This window comes from Paracidobacterium acidisoli (genome assembly GCF_003428625.2).
GTDB classification, from domain to species: Bacteria; Acidobacteriota; Terriglobia; order Terriglobales; family Acidobacteriaceae; genus Paracidobacterium; species Paracidobacterium acidisoli.
This window is the reverse complement of sequence record NZ_QVQT02000002.1, coordinates 675,021-691,868: the sequence shown is the minus strand read 5'-3', so window position 1 is coordinate 691,868 and position 16,848 is coordinate 675,021. Positions and strand designations below refer to the sequence as shown.

Here is a 16,848-nt window from a genome sequence, read left to right as displayed (position 1 = left end):
TGCCGTGAGCCGGAGAAGATCGGGATATTCAGCGATCCGTGAATATCTGCTCATCCGGCAGCATGCTCTGGTGGAGAACTCTGCTGATAAAGGCGCCATACTCCTCCGGTCTGTAAAAGATGACATGCCTTCCTTCTTCCATACGCCGGAAGCCCGGATAGATGGAATCGCACGCCCGCCCGAGTAAAGGCATCTGCGCGATGCGGCCAAAGCATTCCGCCAGACCGTTCAGATAACGGTCTGCCTGCTCTTCTCCCCAGGTTGCGAATGTGTAATGAACAATGTTTCTAAGGTCTGCTTCCGCGAGGCGCGACAGACGATATACCCGCAAGCTCAGGCCGTCTTTGCCGCAAGCTCGCGAAGATAGGCGCGGGTCCGGCCAATCACATCACCCTTTGCGATGCGGCTGTCGATACCGGCCTGAATCGCGGTCCGAAGGGCTTCGACCTTTGCCTTGTCTTCCAGCTCCGCCTGTTCGAGTGCCCGAAGGCCGGCGCGGATGACCTCACTGGCATTGTCATAGCGGCCACTCTGGATTTTTTCGCTCACGAAGGAGTCGAGTTCCGGAGTTAGATGAACGTTGCGAGTCGGCATGGCTGCTCCCGTACATCGTTAGCGTAGCACCGCTATGGCAAAAATTGCCATAAAGTGGTTTCCGTCCGGCCTGCACGCCTTTTTTACTCGTAGCGCCACAACGCCGCGCCGCCAAGCAGGCCGTCTTCATTGGAGACGATGGTGAGATTGGGCTCCAGTTTGAGACAGATCAGTCTGGCATTGCCGCCGCCGAGATAGAGGTGGTCCCAGTTGAAGGTGGCCGATGTTTGCGCGATGGCTTTTTCGAGGAGCTTGTTCCACCGCTTTTCGCCGTATTTCTTCAGGCCGCGGCGGCCGAGGAAGTCTTCGTAGCTCTTTCCCTTGTGCCAGGGGTGGTGGCCGAATTCGAGGCCGGGGCAGAGGCGGCCATCGGTGAAGAGTGCCGTGCCCATGCCGGTGCCGAGCGTGATGATGAGCTCGACCCCGCGGCCCTGGATGGCGCCGAAGCCCTGAACGGCTGCGTCATTCGCGACGCGCACGGGCTTCTTCCAGCGCTTTTCAAGCTCGGCCTGGAGAGGAAAGCCCAACCATTTGTGATGAAGATTGGCGGCGGTGAGGGTGACTCCCTGCTTGACGACACCGGGATAACCGACGCTGACGCGGTCAAAGGCTCCGACCTTCGCGCGCAGGCGGTCGAGCACGGAAAGCATACGCGACGGCGTGGGCGGATCGGGCGTAAGAGCGCGCAGGCGCTCGGAGAGAGGCTTGCCCGCGTGGTCGAGTGTCATGATTTTTATCCCGGTGCCGCCGATGTCGACGGCCAGGGTAACGGCTTGCCTGGCAGAGCGTTTCTTTGTTGGCATAAGACCCCGACAGTGTAGTGGATGCGCGATGGAAGGCGAAAGCTCGGCAGAGGGAGGAGCCGCGGCTGAGCTTTTTCGGTGAAGGATGCGGAGGCTGTCTGCGTTTATGCCGCATGGACACGGAAAGCCGTCGTATGAGCCGGTCTGCGCACGCTACTCGCCCGACATGATGATGGGCAGTGTGGGAGTCTGCGAGCCCTGAAGATCTTCGATGGTCACACCGAAGGCTTTGGCGGCAACACCGGAGGGAAGCGGCGGCAGAACGATGGACGCGGCTCCGGAGGTATCGGGACGGAAGAGACCGGCGGGCACGGGCGCCTTGCCGCTGGCGGGGATGAGCCAGAGCTCATACGTTTTGTTCGGCGGCAGCGGATTGAGATTGCTGGCGACGAAGATGAGCGCGCCCTTCTTCGGAAGATAGATGGCGTGTCCGGAGGGATGCGGGATCTGCTTCGTCTCCGTCAGCGTGACCTGGGAGGCCTGCGGAGCGGTGAGAAGATCCATGAGATCCTGGGCGCGCTGCATGCCGGCCTGGTACTGCGCGTTCTGATACTCCGTCTGGCTGAGCTCGCGCTGCAGACGGGTGTTTCCGTTGTACAGGAAGACGGCGCCGGCGAGGCAGGCTGCGGCAGCGACCCATCCGAGCCAGCCGAAGATGCCGGTTCTGCCACGGCGGAAGGACTCCTCCGGATACTCCGAACGGGGAGTTTCATGACGGGGAGCTTCGACGACGGCGATGCCGGCGGGGGCTTCGTCGATGCGGCTGAGGAAGCGCTCGCGCGCGCCGGCGGGCAGGGGTTGCTCCTCCACGCTGAGAGCCAGCAGCGCCATGTCTCCGAGTGCGGACGCGAGAGCATCGCGGCACTGCGCACACTGATCCAGATGCGTCTGCACCTCGCGCATTTCGTCAGGCGCGAGCGCCTGCATGGCGTAGAGGGTCAGGTCGTCTTCCGGGATGTGCTGCGCGCTCAAGACTGCAATGCCTTTCTGATGGACAGGAGGCCGAGACGGATTCTGGTTTTCACCGTTCCCAGCGGCTCTCCGGTTTTCTCTGCAATTTCTGTGTGACTGAGGCCCTCGAAAAATGCCATCTCCAGCGACTTCTGCTGCTCGCCGGGCAATGTTTGTATCGCAATACGAACCTTTTCCATCAGGACGTTCCGCTCGGCGGTGCGGGCGAGATCGCCGGTTGCGGGAAGGTCGAATAACTCGATGGGGTCGGCGGTGCGGCGGCGGCGCAGTGTGTCGATGGCGCGATTGCGGGCGACGACGGCGAGCCATGCGCCGAGTGAGCCGCGTCCTGCAACAAAGGCTCCGGGGCTTTTCCAGAGCTGAATCAGGATCTCCTGCATGACGTCTTCGGCCTCAGCCGGGGTGCGCAGCACACGGAGCGCAACCGAGTAGACTAAAGAGGCGTAGCGATCGAAGAGGACGGACATGGCGGACTGATCTCCGGCCTGGATCAGCGACAGAAGGACGGAGTCCTGCTGCTCTGTGGCTCGGGGAGCTCTGTCGGAGGAACGGGACAGAGAACCTGCCGGATTTTCAGAATCCTTCGACATGCCGCAAGAACTCAAGGTATTCCATCGTTACAGATCATTGCAATAGATGCAGATCGCCGCGATACCGCCGTCTGCGGGTTTTACAGCATCGATTTTTCCTCTCATGAAAATACGCCTCGACAAGTTGTTGATGGATCGCGGACTGACGCCGACACGGGAGCGGGCGCAGGCGATGATTCTTGCCGGACGCGTGCTGGTGGACGAACAGAAGGTCGAGAAGCCGGGGCACAGCGTGTCTGCCGATGCCGTGCTGCGGCTGCTGGGAGAAGAGCCGCGCTACGTGAGCCGCGGTGGAATCAAACTGGAAGCTGCGCTGCAGCGCTGGTCTATCGATCTGACGGGACGGTTTTGTCTTGATGTGGGCGCGTCGACCGGCGGGTTCACCGACTGCATGCTGCAGCACGGCGCGGCCAGGGTGCTGGCAGTGGACACCGGCTACGGCCAGATCGCGCAATCGCTGCGAAGCGATGCACGGGTCACGCTGATGGAGCGCACGAATGCGCGTCTTCTGAAGCCAGGGGCGCTGCCGGCGGGAATATCCTTCCTGTCGATGGATGTGTCGTTTATTGCAGCAACGCTGGTGCTGCCGGCTGTGGTGCGGGCGATTGCCCGGGAGACTGGACAGGACGCAGGGCTGGAGGCGGTGGTGCTGGTGAAGCCGCAGTTCGAGGCGGGCCGCGAGCATGTAGGCAAGGGCGGCATCGTGCGCGACGCTGCGGCGCATCGTCTGGCGGTGGAGCGAGTCAGGGAATGCGTGACGGCGCTGGGCGGCAGCGATGCAGATGTGATGGAGTCGCCGATTACGGGAACCGAGGGGAACCGCGAGTTTCTGCTGCACTGCCGGTGGTGATCAGGAAGCGCTGCCGTGCATGATGCAGGCAGCCGCAACCATGGTCAGCCGCATATCTTCCTTCTGCACGGCTACTTATCCTGCAATAACAACAGACTAAAAGCAGGATGATGTCAGCATGCCCTGGCAAACCGGTTCGGCACGCCCGTTGAGCCATGCGCAGCCGGATAACTGTCAAGGAACTGAAGTACGCGTTCCATCAGAGGCATGTCGGAATAAGTTATATCTTCTTTTGTCCTGGACGGATAACTATAGTTATCTTTGCAGCATTCAGTTCGTTGGTGAGATGGGGGAGCCGATGACCGGGAGCTGTTGCTGAATTGCAGACTGTCGTGCTCTTGCCGAGACATATCATCTCCTGCGAAATAATTTCTCCACAACGTCCGGTCGAATCGCATAGTGCGGATTTTTTCGGACTTTGAGAACCAGGCATCATGCAGCAAAAAAGAGAAACAAGGGGAGTCGAACGGTCTCGTGCGGGCCATTATGCCACTTTACGGACCATTGCAACGGATAAATCTGAGCTATGAGGGAGTAGTTACCAGGCCGACAGCGAAATCATTACCCCGGAGTCCTGCTTCCTCCGAGGGTATGGAACAGGGCAGTTTCGATCAGGGTACCTGCTTCATCCTGCCTGTGGGGTAGTGAGATCAGCAGTCATTTCGTTACAGATATCCCTGCCGGATCAGACGCCGCCATAGAGCTGGAAGGTTGCCCAGTAGAGCGGCTTCCGGTAGATGCTCCGCGAATGAATGACGGAGAGCTTGGCGTCGCGCAGAGCGGAGTCGGGAGCCTGGCCCTGGGCGAGCGCGCTGTAGAGGCGATCCATGAGCTGGGGCGTGGAGGCGTCGTTGGCCTCCCAGAGTGTGCCGATCACGTAGTGCGATCCGGCGCGGAGGAAGGCCCAGGAGAGGCCGATGAGGCCTTCTCCGGCGTACTCGCGCGAGCCCGAGCCGTAGCAGGCGGAGATCGTTACCAGGTCGGCATGAATGGGATGGCGGATGATGTTGCGCGCGTAGAGCTTGAAGTTGTCCGGATCGCCGGGCGTGCGGGAGAGCACGACGGCGGAGTCGAGCGGGCTGAGGCGGCTGGCCATGCCGTGAGCGACAAAGTGGATGTAGGAAAACTCCGCGGGATCGCTGGCCGCATAAGCGGCGGGGACGGCTTGCCGCCCGGTCAGCACGAGGCGCTTGGCGGCAGGGAAGTGATCTTCCACGTCCTGCAGCTCGGTTGCGGCGTTGGGAAGGTTTTCGTACTCGGCGCCGGGAGAGACAGGATTGCCGATGAGGAGCAGGTCCTTCGGCGTCTTTGCGGCGCGATGCGTGGCGAAGGCGTTGAGCATGCGCAGCGAGTCGGCGCTGGTGAGGGTCACGTCCTCGATCCAGAAATGCGGCACGGGCCGGGGCACGAGCAGGGTTTCGAAGTTGAGCTCGTCGAGGCTGCCGTCGGAGATGATGAAGACCTTCGATCCTTTGGGGATCATGGCGGCGGCGGGAGCGATGAGCATGTTATAGAGCGCGAGACCGTTCCTGTCGCCCGTCGCAACGACGTCGGAGGAGCTGAGGATGGCGTCGCCGTAGGCGCGGATGCGGGCGGCGATCTCGGCCTTCGGCGGCAGACGGTAGAAGCGCACCTGCGAGCCGCTGACGGCCCAGAGCCAGGACTCGTCGTCGCCGAGCCACCAGGAGAGGATGACACCGTGCAGCTTTCGTGCCACGGCTTTGGGATCGAGGCCCTGCTCGAAGAGCGAGTGGGGAAGTTTTGCGGTGACGCCGAGTCCCATCTCGAGCGTGCGGGCGCGACCGAAGTCGAGGAGACGGAGAGCGTCTTCGGTTTTGCCGCGGCGAATGAGCCAGCCGGCGTAGTCGCTGTAGATCTTGTCACCGTTGGCGAAGAAGGGAAGGCTGGACTCCTCGCTGGCGACGGGGGGACGCTGCGCTTCGAAGGAGCCGATAGCTTTTTTGTACCAGGTGTCGGTGGCGGCGGCCTGGTTCTGCTCGGCGTAGACACCGGCGATGCGGTCCTCGAGGTCCCAGTGCAGGTCAGGGTAAGGCGTGGAGGAGGCGTGCACCTGGAGGAAGGCCTTCAGCGCAGCGGAGTGGTCACCGGTCTTGTCGGCGATGGCTCCCTGAAGGGTCTGCAGGTCGAGCATGGCGCGCTGATCGTGAATCGACTGCGCGGTGTTGAGGGCGGCAGCGGCATAGCTGCGGGCCGCGTCGGTCTCGCCGGACTGGAAGGCGAGATAGGCAAGATTGACCTGGATGGCGGCGATATCGGGAGCATCATGAATGGCTTCAGCAAGGACGAGCGCCTTCTGATGCAGGCCGATGGCGTCCTTGAGATTGCCCAGATACCAGGTGTCATGTCCAGCGGCAGCGGTCCATTTCACCTGGTCCTGGACAGCGCCGAGTTTTTCCGCCTGCTCCCTGGCCTGCTCATAGCTGGCCAGAGCGCGTTCGTAATCTCCCATCTCGTGATAGGCCCAGCCGATGTTTCCAAGGTTTCTTTCAAGATGCAGGCGGGCGCGAATAGATCGAGCGATATCTGATGATTCGTTCATCCGGTCAAGAGCTTCATCAAAATGTTCTTCGCGTAGAGCTACGACGCCGAGATTCGAGAGGGCTCTAACTTCGAGATATTTGTCCTGTTGGTGGCGTGCGACCGCCAGGCTTTGCTGGAATTTCAGCTCTGCATCAGATAAATCGCCACGGTTAATACTTACAATTCCACTGATGCCAAGAAGTTCCCCCCGCAGTGGACAGCGATCATCTGAACATAATATGCGCGCACGCTGTAGCTCCTGTTCTGCCTGGGAGATGCTTCCCTGACTCACATATGCCCATGCCTGAAGCATCCTCTGCCGAATCAGAAGATCATCTGACATTGCCTTGGGGGGGAGCTGGGTTTTCAGGATGACAAGAGCATCTGAAGATCGCCCCTGCTGGAGACGGATAGTGGCTTCCAGAAAGCGAAACTTCCAAGCCCAGCGAGGGCGTGTTTTTTCAAACTCGAGAGAGAGTTCGTGCGCCATTGTCTGCGCTTCAGTTAACTCTCCATGTAGATAGAGAGTTTGAACCGTCCGGTATCCTGCTTCAGGTTGCGGTAAAGATCTGTGTTTGCAGCCTGGAAGCAGGAGTAGGAGGGGAAAGATAATCAAACGGAAAATCAGCCTGAGGTGCTGCCATTCACGCCGCCGGTGGCCACGCTCACTTTGCCCGAGACGGGGCAGCCGAGCTCGGCCTGCAGCATGATCACGCGATACGAGTTCTGGTCCAGAACCACTTCGCCAAAGTAGAATTTGCCGACATCCGGAATGTTCACGCAGTGACCGTAGGTCTCTCCCGGAAATTCGCCATAAATTGTGTCGACCAGCGAACAATGGAGATAGCCTCTCTCATGCAGCTCTTCTTCGGATTCTACCCAACCGTAGCGTTCATGTATCCATTCGCGCAGGGTCTCGTGGCCGCCGCGTGATTTGTGCTGCTCACGGATGGCTTTGCGGAACTCGCGGTCGTAGTAGACGGCGGTGTCGGGAAGATTGGGCGCGGGCGTGAGAATACGGGGATTGATTTTGGGAATGATGGGCTGGCCGGCAATGCGCAGATTGACGTACTGCGAGCCGATGAAGTTCACCTTGGGATGGCGCTTTTCGTGGCGCGGGTGTTCGACGGAGATCTGGGCCACGATGCGGTCGGCGGTGACGATCTCCAGAATGTTCAGACCCTCGACGACGGAGCTGATGAGGGTGGTGAAGTTTCCGTTTTTATCGCTGACCGAGCCGAGGGCGTGCGTGTAGGCGTTCTCAATGCGGACGATTTCGCCGTAGTTGAAGTTGCCGGTGCGTTTTGAGGTGAAGCCGCCCGCCGCGGGTAAAGAAAGCTCGGCCTGGGAAGGCACGACGCTTCCGAGCGGGTGATTGAGCGTGCCGCCGAGGGCATTGCCGTCGGCGTGGTAGTAGTGAACCCTGTCCGTTGCCATAATTCCTCTTTCGAACGGTCGTATTGCGGCTGCACTTACCACAATAGAAACGCCCTGGGGGAAGGTCAACGAATATAGAAGTGCGAGCCGACTTTACGAGCGCATTTTTACATCGGAGGCCGGAGAACCGGCCGGAGGCCCGTGCGCTGCTCCCTGACCGCTGCGAAGGTCAGGAGCGAATGGTGAGAAGAAACGAGTCCCGCGAGAGATCGACGGGGGTCGCGTCCCCTCCGGATTTCGGAATGCCCTGAATGATCAGCGTATTGACGCCGGCCTTCGTGGTATCGGGGGAGATGCTGATGGGTACGGCGTCTGTGGTGCGGGAGGCCGGGATGGTCATCGTCCAGATACGCGAGCCGGAGGGGGAATAGAGCGAGCAGGTGTATCTGGAGAAGCGATCCTGGGCAGGGATATCCACGGAGAGCACAAAGCGCTGATGCGGCTGCGTGACCACCTCGGGCGTGGGGCCGCCGCGGCTGCTGCCGTCGGCCAGGGCCACGGAGGAGAGAAGCTGCGGACGGTCGAGAGAGGCGACGTCGCCGCGCAGAGAGGGAACCGTAACGGCGTTCTGGAAGACGATAATGGCGAGCATGGCGGCCATGGCGGGAATGAGCACGGCCGGCCTCATGAACAGCGGGAAACGGATCAGCTTTTTATCTTTACTGACGGCAGGCGCCATGACTTCCGGCTGCCTGGCGAGCTCGAGTTTCGCCGCGTCCAGAAACAGTTGTGCGGAGCGCAGATCGGAGAAGCATTCTTCGCAGCCGAAGTAGTGCTCTTCGAAGGCGTCGCGCTGTTCGGGTGTCAGCTCGTGCAGCAGGTATTTCTCAACTGCCGATATACCAATTGCATCCTTGTGGTCCATGGACCGGTTCCTCAATATGAGCGGCGCCGAAATCGCTTTGGAACGATCTCCTGTGCTTCTTACTTCCGATTCCGCTCAGCTCAAAATCACTTCAATTTAATAGTGCAGCAGGGGCGTAAACGTGTCGTCCAAAACTCGATCCACTTCCACCGGAACCCGGAGGTGATTTTATCTGTTTGATATAAGACGATTTAAACGATTGTTTGGCGCGATGCACCAGTACCCGAAGATATTCCCTGTCGACGCCGAGCTCGCGGCAGATCTCGTCTTTGTCGCGCTCCTCAAGAAAAATGCCCTTCAGCAGGAGGCGGTCGCGGGCGGGAAGCTGGTCGAGGATGCGGCCGACGATTTTACGGGTGTCCATGGAGATGACTTCGCCGAGGACGCTGCGTCCTTCGGCAGGGATGTCCATCTCCGAGGCATCCTCCATGGAGTCGCTGCGGTCCTGTGAGCGGTACTGCTCGAGGAGCACATTGTTGCAGATAGAGTTAACGAGAGCGCCGAGAGCGGCGGCGTTGCGGATGCCTTCTTTGCCGCGGAGAAGGGCGAAGACACGAGCGAAAGTCTCCTGCCGCACGTCTTCGATGGCGTCACGGGAATTCAGGCGAGAACGCAGCTTGAGATGAATGAGCTCGCTGAAATAGCTGACAAAATGCGCCTCGGTGCGAGGATCACCGACGCGAAGATTCTCAATATAAACTTCATCGAACTTATGGAACTCCAAGCTATGGTCCTCAAAACAGAGTACTTCAGTCTCATTTGGGGGAGGGAATGAAACACAACAGGAATGATACATGCTGCAGAGCAGATGGGGTAAGGAATGTTGCGGGGGCATCCTGGATGGCATGATCCGGGGAAACGGACAGCGGGGCGACGGGGTGAGGCGGCAGGCCTGTTGCCGGTGAATCGTCCATTACCGGGCAGTGGCTGAGGCGGCGAACGCTGAAGATCGTCCCACGGGTACCGTAATTACTTTGCCAGGTAAATTTTCTGCATTTCTCTGGCCGGAGGGCCCCGAGAAGAGCAGGAGGCGTCACGCGGTTTCTTCCGGATGGCCGGCGGACGGGAGAGAGTGCCGGCGGGTCTTCACTCTGTTTCTTCCTTCGTGCTTGGCCTGGTAGAGCGCTTCATCGGCGAACTCCACGAGCGTGACCGCCTTGCTGCCCCGGGGGGGGACGACCGCGGTGCAGCCGATGCTGACGGTGACGATGCCGGGCTGGTTACCTCCGTGCTCGATCTCGCGGCGCATGACGGCTTCGCGAATCTCTTCGCCAAGAGCGGCGGCGCTGGTTTCCTCTGTATCGGGCAGGATCACGGCGAACTCTTCACCGCCGAAGCGGGCCACGATGTCGGCGGAGCGGCGCACGACTTCAAGGGCGGCGGCGGCAATCTCGCGCAGGCAGGCATCGCCGCGCACGTGGCCGTAGATATCGTTGTAGGACTTGAAGTGATCGACGTCGATGAGCAGCAGGGCGAGAGAGGTTCCGGAGCGGACGGCGCGGCGCCACTCATGATCGAGCGCATCGTCGAAGCGGCGGCGGTTGGCGACGCCGGTGAGGGCGTCGACGATGGCCATCGCTTCGAGCGTCTCGTAGGCATTCTGCAGCTCTTCTTCGGCGGCCTTGCGTCTTGAAACGTCGCGCGCCACTTTGACGAAGCCGATGGGCTCGTCGGTGAGGCTGTCGCGATAGAGACTGAGGCTGGCCTCCATCCAGACATACATGCCGCCTTTTTTCCGGCAGCGGTAGATGATGATCTGGCCGCGGTCGAACTTGCGCACTTCGTCAAGGGTCTGCTGAAAAGCGGGACGATCGTCGGGGTGGATGACATCGGTGTGGAAGGAGCCGCCGACCAGATCGCGCGGCGCCCAGCCGAGGATGGGCGTGACGGCGGGCGAAACGTAGAGCCTGCGTCCGTCGAGATCGGTGAGAACGATGACGTCACGCGCGTTCTCGGCAAGCATGCGGAAGCGCCGCTCATTTTCGCGGGTGAGGTCGGTGTGCCTTCTGCGCTCATGAAAGACGAGCGAGACGACATTCACGCTGACGATGATGGCGGCGAGAAAGGCCTGCAGCACCAGAAGGCGCTGCAGCAGCGGCGGATACGGCAGCGGTCCGACACGGTAGCGGTGGAGCGTCATGAGGCTGGCGGCGAAGGCGATGAAGGGAATGCCGATGACTCCGCCGGCCCAGCCGAGCTCGAGCACGACGAGAACGAGCGGCGGGAAGATCAGGAAGCTGAGAAAGAATCCCCCGGTTGAGAATGCGGTGATGGAGACGAGGATGAGGAGGGAAAGCAGGAGCAGCGTTTTGCGGCGGCGGCCCGAAGCGAAGAGGCGCAGCGGCTCCTCGCCGAAGAGAGCGAGGACGGCCGGGGCCACTGCGGCGATGCCCAGAGCGTCGGGCAGAAAGAGCCAGAGGAAGGCATTCCGCCAGGGGACGGCGTGCGGACGGCGAAGAATGAGGGTGGCGAGGAGAGCTCCGGCGGCGGGTCCGATGAGAACGCCGTAGAGGGCGAAGCGCAGAAGCTGCGGGGAGTGTGTCAGATCTGTAATTTTCTTCCCGGAGCGGGTAAGAAGCCAGGCGGCCAGAGTAACTTCGGCGAGATCACAGAGGCTGAGACAGAAGTTATCGGCGAGGGCGCTTCGTGTTATGAGATGAGAAAGAAGAAAACCGGTGAAACCAATCGCCAGGAAACCCGGCCAGCGCCGCACAGGGTTCAGGAGCAGGAAGGCGAGAAGCAGGCCGTTCGTGCTCCAGAGCGGAGCGATGTGATCGAAGCCCGCGGTGTACCGCAATCCCACCCAGGAAGCCGCGATAACGAGGATGAGCAGGGCCGCCAGGGTTGCAGGGTTTTGTGCGGCCGGGTGATTTCGCCCGGTATCTGAGGTGAGCTGCATCTGTGAGTACAAGTGTGCTTAACAGCCTACCCGTAAGAATACAGGCGGGCAAGAAAGTTCAATTACGGCTATAACTGCCGGAATATCCGGCTGGCCTGAGTCATACAGGCAGGCATGTAATTCAATTATCGAGCTGTATTTACGGTTTTGTAACCAGATCCGTCGCCCATTTTACGTGGTCTCCGGCTTCGACAGAGACCTGCAGGGTGCCCTGCTCGCCTTCGGACAGCTGGGGACCGGTTGCATTCGTGGGTTTTCCGGAGTCACCGGTGAAGGTGATCGTCACGGGGCCCGAGCCCTGGACCTTGAAGCGATAGTGGAATGCCTGCTGCGGCGCGATCTGATCGGTGCCGAAGCTGGCGCTGGGGTAATCCACTTCGATCAGCCGCAGAGGGGTATCCGTGTGATTGGTGATGGTTGTCTGCACGTAGCGCGAGCGGCAGCCGCTCAGCAGGCAGATCCCTACAGCGGCCGGAAGGAGCATGATCCGGCCCTTTTGCAGAAGGAGATTCATAGGATGGTCTTTCGTTCGAGGATTCGCGCCGTCAGCACCACGCCGGTTTCGCGGGTGTGCAGCGTAATGGGGAAGATGAGCACGTTCCAGACCCATTCGACGCCTCTGCGCGGCAGATTCAGCAGGCCCCTCCAGGTGCGGTCCATGTAGGTTTCGCGCGTCTCGGCGACGGTGCGGATGGTTTCGAGCCAGTCGGGGACGAGCTCCGGCATCTCCTCGAACATGTTGCGCCCCTGGAACCATTCGCGAGGATGTTCGAGCAGGCGGGCGCAGGTCTCGTTCACATACTGCCAGTTGCCTTCGGCGTCGAGGATCTCGAGCACGACGTCGTCGCCCATCGCCATATTGATGCGCGAGTAGAAGAAGTCGCGGGCGTCGACGACGACCTGTTTGCCGCGGAGGCGGGCCTCGAAGGAGCGCAGAGCCGTCAGCAGATCGTCGATGGAGCTGTAGCCCTTCAGCAGATGCATATCCTCGACGCCGCCGAAGCGTCGCTCGAGGGTGGCGGAGAGGATGATGATCGGGACTTCCGGGCGCCGCCGCCGCAGCTCGGCAGCGACATCGGTGCCGAACTTACCGGCGCCGAGGTGGTAATCGAGGACGGCGATGTCGATGCCGTCGAGCATCTGCCCGGCCTCCTCCACGGTGCTGGCAGTTTCGGTGAGATAGCCGTACTTGCGGAGGATGGTGGACCGCAGAAGAAGGTTCTCCGGATGATCGTCGAGCAGCAGAACGCGGACCGGCTCCACGACTGCCTCACTGCTTCCGCCCGCTCCTTCTGTTTCCGTGTCTCTGTACATGAACTTTGTTTGATGCGATTCCGGCAGTATATGCCGCCATGACATTTATATAGACGGCGTTCCAATGGTAATAGGTTACTCAGGGTTCTTCTCCCGCCGCTGGAGCTGTTTGATCAGCTCGGGCAGACGGCTGAAGATGGCGGTGGAGCGGAGCCACTGGCGGTTGTCGAAGGCCGGCGATCCGCTGATGACCTTGCCGGGCGGCACGTCGTGGGAGACGCCGGACTGCGCGGTCATGATCACGCCGTCGCCGACTTTGCAGTGACCGGCAACGCCGACCTGGCCGGCGAGGATGGCGTTTTTTCCGATCTCGGAGGAGCCGGCGAGGCCGACCTGGGAGCAGAGCAGGGTGTTTTCGTCGACCGAGGAGCCGTGGCCGACCTGCACCAGGTTGTCGATCTTTACGCCGTCGCCGATGCGGGTTTCGCCGACGCTGGCGCGGTCGATGCAGGAATTGGTCTGCACCTCGACCCGGTTGCCGAGGATGGCGGGGCCGGACTGCACGATCTTGAACCAGCGGCCGGTCTCGTCCTTTGCGAAGCCGAAGCCGTCGGAGCCGACGACGGCGCCATTCTGCAGGACGACATCGTCTCCGAGGCGGCAGTGCTCGCGCACGACGGAGTGAGCGTGGGCGAAGAAGCGATGGCCGATGGAGACGCCGGGATAGATCACGACATGAGGCAGGAGGACGGCGCTGTCGCCGAGGATCACGTTCTCGCCGATGACGACATAGGCGCCGATGTGGGCGTTGCGGCCGATCTTTGCCGAGGCGGCGATGACGGCGGTGGGGTGGGTGCCGGGCTCCCATGCGGGAGGGCGGTAGAAGATCTCGACGGCGCGAGCAAAGGCGAGGTAGGGGTTCTTTGTGCGCAGGGTCGCAGCTTCGATCTCGGGAAAGTCGGGCGCGACGAGCACGGCTCCGGCCTGCGTGGTGCGGGCGAGGCTGGAATACCGGGGATTGGCGACGAAGGTGATCTGGGACGGGCCGGCCTGCTCGATTCCTGCCACACCGGTGATCTCCGCCTCTGCATTGCCGCGGCATTCGCAGTCCAGAATGCCGGCCAGTTCCGCTAACTTCATGCGCCGATTGTACCAGGCGTGGTTTGCTTCGGGCAGCCGGTTGTCCGCATCCGGACAGAGCAGTACGGTTCCGGACAAGGGCGGAAATAATTTTGCTCATGTGGAACAAGGGTTTAGCGGCCCGCGTATGTGGTGACAGACGTGCATTCGTCAGGGTGAAACTTTCACCTGAGGATGTGTGGAGCGAATGGTTCACGATCTGAAATTCGTATTCCGGCAGCTGCGCAAGTCGCCTGGGTTTTCGGCGATGGCGATAGTGATGCTTGCGCTCGGCATTGGGGCGACGACGGCTATTTTTTCGATTGTGGAGGGTGTGCTGCTGCGCCCGCTGCCGTTTCCGGAGCCGACCCGGCTGGTGGTGCTGGCGGATCACCTGCAGGGAACGGACTTCGGCGGCAACGGCGAGTCGGGGGTGACGGGGCCGGATATCGTCGCGTACACGCGCGATACGCACAGCTTTTCGAGCCTGGGCGGTTATCAGCAGACCGGGTATGAGCTTTCAGGCAAGGGCGAGCCGGAGGTTCTGAGCGCGGCGCGGCTGGGCAGCGGGGTTTTCCCGGCGCTGCGCGTGGCTCCGCTGCTGGGGCGCACCTTCACGCAGCAGGAAGATCAGCGGCACGAGCGGGTGGTGGTGCTGAGCTATGAGCTGTGGCAGAGCCGCTTTCACGGCGATGCGGGCGTGGTGGGCTCGACGATTCAACTCGACCGGAATCCGTATGTCGTGATCGGCGTGATGCCGCGGGGCTTTGAGTTTCCGCTGGTGCCGGGGCAGCTGAACCAGAGCCAGTTGTGGGTTCCGCTGAGCCTGCAGCCGGACGAGGTGGGCAACGGCGGGCAGGCTTCGTGGAACTTCCAGATGGTGGGGCGTCTGCTGCCGGGTGTTTCTCCGGCGCAGGCGCAGCAGGATGCGGAGCGGGTGGCCGAGCAGACGATGCGCGGGTATCCCGCGTTCATGAGCAGCCTGCACATCAGCGCGCTGGTGCATTCGCTGCAGGAAGATACGGTGGCCGCGGCGAGGCCGATGGTGCGCACGCTGTTTCTGGCCGTGGTGGTGGTACTGCTGATTGCCTGCGCGAACCTGGCGGGGCTGCTGCTGGTGCGCGCGATCCGGAAGCGGCGCGAGATTGCCGTTCGTCTGGCGCTGGGGGCACAGGCTCCGGCGATTCTCCGGCAGACGGTGCTTGAAAGTCTGGTGCTGAGCACGGCGGGCGGCGCACTGGGCCTTCTGCTGGCGGGCGTGGCGCTTCGTGTGGGCACTGGACTGTTGCCGGAGACGCTGCCGCGTGTGCAGGGTATCGGGCTGGATTGGCAGGTGGTGGCGTTTGCGTTGCTGATCTCCGCGGCGACGGGCGTGCTTTGCGGGCTGGCTCCGGCATTTGCCGCGATGCGCACCCGCGTGAACGACGCGCTGAAGGAGGGCGGACGCACCGGCAGCGCGGGCAGCGGGCATGCGCGGCTGCGCTCGGCGCTGGTGATTGCCGAGGTGGCGGTGGCGCTGGTGCTGCTGACGGCCTCCGGACTGCTGCTGCGCAGCTTCGAGAAGATGCGCGAGGTGAATCCAGGCTTCCGTCCGGATCACACGGTTGCGGCCTCGTACGGCCTGCCGGAGAAGCAATATACGACCCAGGCGCAGGTGGATGCGTTCAGCAAAGAGCTGTTGAGGCGGCTACAGGAGCTTCCGGGCTATCAGGCGGCGGGTCTGACCACGCTGCTGCCGGCCACGGGGAGCAATTCAAACAGCGCATTTGTAGTCGATGGCTACGTGCAGCCGAAGGGCTCGCCGCTGAATCTGGGATGGCCGTCGCAGGTGATGGGAGATTACTTCCAGGCGATGGGGATTCCGCTGCTGCGCGGGCGCTTTTTTACCGAAGCGGACAAGGCGGGGTCGCAGCTTGTAGTCATCGTGAACCAGAAGGTCGCCGAGCGCTTCTGGCCGGGACAGGACCCGATCGGCAAGCGGCTGCGCTGGGGGATGCAGGAGACGCCGACTCCGTGGATGACGGTAGTGGGTGAGGTGGGGAATGTGAAGCAGGGCTCGCCCGATCAGGACACGAGCGACCAGCTTTATCAGCCGGTGAGCCAGATGGTCGCGTCCTTCGGGACGTTCGTTTCCTCGTCGATGCTCTCCGGAAACAGCGGCAACATCGCGCTGCGCTCGGCGCTGCCTCCGGAGCAGATGGAGAATGCGCTGCGCTCGGTGGTGCACGCGATCGATCCGCAGCTTGCGCTGAGCCAGGTGCAGACGATGGAGCATGCGATCTCGGACTCCGAGGCGCCGCGCCGGTTCAATACCGCTCTGATCTCCGCGTTTGCGGCGGCGGCGGTGCTGCTGGCGATTCTGGGAATCTACAGCGTGATTGCGTTTTCCGCCGCGCTGCGCACGCAGGAGATGGCGATTCGCATGGCGCTGGGCTCGCAGCGGTCGGGCGTTCTGGGACTGGTGCTTGTCTCCGGAATGAAGCTGGCGGGGGTGGGCTGCGCGATCGGCCTGCTGGGAGCCGTTGCCGCCGCGCATCTGCTGCGGTCATTCCTGTTCGAGCTCAGCCCCTTCGATCCGCTGGTGCTGAGCCTGGCCGCAGCCAGCGTGCTGCTGCTGTCCATTGCCGCTTCGCTTTTGCCGGCTCGCCGCGCCGCCTCGATCGATCCGATGCGGGCGCTGCGATCAGAGTAATGAGAGTTTTCGCTCCTGCCCTTCTGGAGTTCCGGAACGGTCAAAGAGCGTCTCCGGGCTGCGCTGGTCAACGGCGCAGCCTTCCTTTTTTCCGTGCACAAGGGCAGGACAGCCGGAATCTGTTCTTCCGCGCGCCGGAGTCCCCTAAAAGGCGGCCGATGTGAAATACTTTTGCCGACCCTGAAGCGCGGCCCGGACGGGCCCTGTAGGGAGTTTCTGTTTCCGCAGCTAT

15 protein-coding genes are annotated in these 16,848 nt (G+C 61.7%); 2 read left to right on the top strand and 13 right to left on the bottom strand.

Annotation, left to right across the window (positions count from 1 at the left end; translation table 11 throughout):
- Positions 1 to 28: 28 nt before the first annotated feature.
- The 5 genes from D0Y96_RS20695 to D0Y96_RS06740 all read right to left on the bottom strand — a co-directional run bounded on the left by D0Y96_RS20695 (position 29) and on the right by D0Y96_RS06740 (position 2,959).
- Positions 29 to 331: a type II toxin-antitoxin system RelE/ParE family toxin gene (locus D0Y96_RS20695; RefSeq protein ID WP_117298554.1), complete on the bottom strand. Its 303-nt coding sequence runs from the start codon at positions 329 to 331 to the stop codon at positions 29 to 31.
- A 2-nt stretch (positions 332 to 333) separates the two neighbouring features.
- Entirely contained in the window at positions 334 to 594 is a 261-nt protein-coding gene (locus tag D0Y96_RS06755; protein WP_117298553.1) for a type II toxin-antitoxin system ParD family antitoxin, read from the bottom strand.
- Between the two features lie 83 nt (positions 595 to 677).
- Positions 678 to 1,397, bottom strand: a complete 720-nt coding sequence (locus D0Y96_RS06750) for an ROK family protein (RefSeq protein ID WP_117298552.1) — start codon at positions 1,395 to 1,397, stop codon at positions 678 to 680.
- Positions 1,398 to 1,550: 153 nt separating this feature from the next.
- On the bottom strand, positions 1,551 to 2,369 hold the full coding sequence (locus D0Y96_RS06745) for an anti-sigma factor (RefSeq protein ID WP_117298551.1): 819 nt from the start codon (positions 2,367 to 2,369) through the stop codon (positions 1,551 to 1,553).
- The gene (locus tag D0Y96_RS06740; protein ID WP_117298550.1) at positions 2,366 to 2,959 is read right to left on the bottom strand and encodes a sigma-70 family RNA polymerase sigma factor; all 594 of its coding nucleotides are present in this window, start codon (positions 2,957 to 2,959) and stop codon (positions 2,366 to 2,368) included. The genes D0Y96_RS06745 and D0Y96_RS06740 overlap by 4 nt, the downstream gene beginning before the upstream one ends.
- 103 nt (positions 2,960 to 3,062) lie before the next feature.
- Between D0Y96_RS06740 and D0Y96_RS06735 the strand changes: the two genes are divergently transcribed.
- Positions 3,063 to 3,809, top strand: coding sequence for a TlyA family RNA methyltransferase (locus tag D0Y96_RS06735; RefSeq protein ID WP_117298737.1), 747 nt, complete (start codon positions 3,063 to 3,065; stop codon positions 3,807 to 3,809).
- A 685-nt stretch (positions 3,810 to 4,494) separates the two neighbouring features.
- On the opposite strand, the gene D0Y96_RS06730 is transcribed toward D0Y96_RS06735, so the two are convergent.
- The 8 genes from D0Y96_RS06730 to lpxD form a co-directional block, all read right to left on the bottom strand.
- On the bottom strand, positions 4,495 to 6,663 hold the full coding sequence (locus D0Y96_RS06730; protein WP_350448992.1) for a CHAT domain-containing protein: 2,169 nt from the start codon (positions 6,661 to 6,663) through the stop codon (positions 4,495 to 4,497).
- Positions 6,664 to 6,974: 311 nt separating this feature from the next.
- A complete protein-coding gene (locus tag D0Y96_RS06725) occupies positions 6,975 to 7,787 on the bottom strand; it encodes a choice-of-anchor P family protein (protein WP_117298548.1) in 813 nt (270 codons plus the stop codon).
- A 169-nt stretch (positions 7,788 to 7,956) separates the two neighbouring features.
- Positions 7,957 to 8,652, bottom strand: a complete 696-nt coding sequence (locus D0Y96_RS06720; protein WP_117298547.1) for a zf-HC2 domain-containing protein — start codon at positions 8,650 to 8,652, stop codon at positions 7,957 to 7,959.
- 91 nt (positions 8,653 to 8,743) lie between these two features.
- Positions 8,744 to 9,376: an RNA polymerase sigma factor gene (locus D0Y96_RS06715; RefSeq protein WP_158562265.1), complete on the bottom strand. Its 633-nt coding sequence runs from the start codon at positions 9,374 to 9,376 to the stop codon at positions 8,744 to 8,746.
- A 309-nt stretch (positions 9,377 to 9,685) separates the two neighbouring features.
- Entirely contained in the window at positions 9,686 to 11,563 is a 1,878-nt protein-coding gene (locus D0Y96_RS06710) for a sensor domain-containing diguanylate cyclase (protein WP_147324953.1), read from the bottom strand.
- Positions 11,564 to 11,690: 127 nt separating this feature from the next.
- Complete coding sequence (locus D0Y96_RS06705) at positions 11,691 to 12,065, bottom strand: hypothetical protein (RefSeq protein ID WP_252263524.1); 375 nt, start codon at positions 12,063 to 12,065, stop codon at positions 11,691 to 11,693.
- Positions 12,062 to 12,814, bottom strand: a complete 753-nt coding sequence (locus D0Y96_RS06700) for a response regulator (protein ID WP_350448991.1) — start codon at positions 12,812 to 12,814, stop codon at positions 12,062 to 12,064. The genes D0Y96_RS06705 and D0Y96_RS06700 overlap by 4 nt, the downstream gene beginning before the upstream one ends.
- A gap of 126 nt (positions 12,815 to 12,940) precedes the next feature.
- Positions 12,941 to 13,945: a UDP-3-O-(3-hydroxymyristoyl)glucosamine N-acyltransferase gene (gene lpxD / locus D0Y96_RS06695; RefSeq protein ID WP_117298735.1), complete on the bottom strand. Its 1,005-nt coding sequence runs from the start codon at positions 13,943 to 13,945 to the stop codon at positions 12,941 to 12,943.
- A gap of 187 nt (positions 13,946 to 14,132) precedes the next feature.
- Here lpxD and D0Y96_RS06690 point away from each other — a divergent pair, with 187 nt between their 5' ends.
- Positions 14,133 to 16,616: an ABC transporter permease gene (locus D0Y96_RS06690; RefSeq protein ID WP_117298543.1), complete on the top strand. Its 2,484-nt coding sequence runs from the start codon at positions 14,133 to 14,135 to the stop codon at positions 16,614 to 16,616.
- The last annotated feature ends 232 nt before the right edge of the window (positions 16,617 to 16,848 follow it).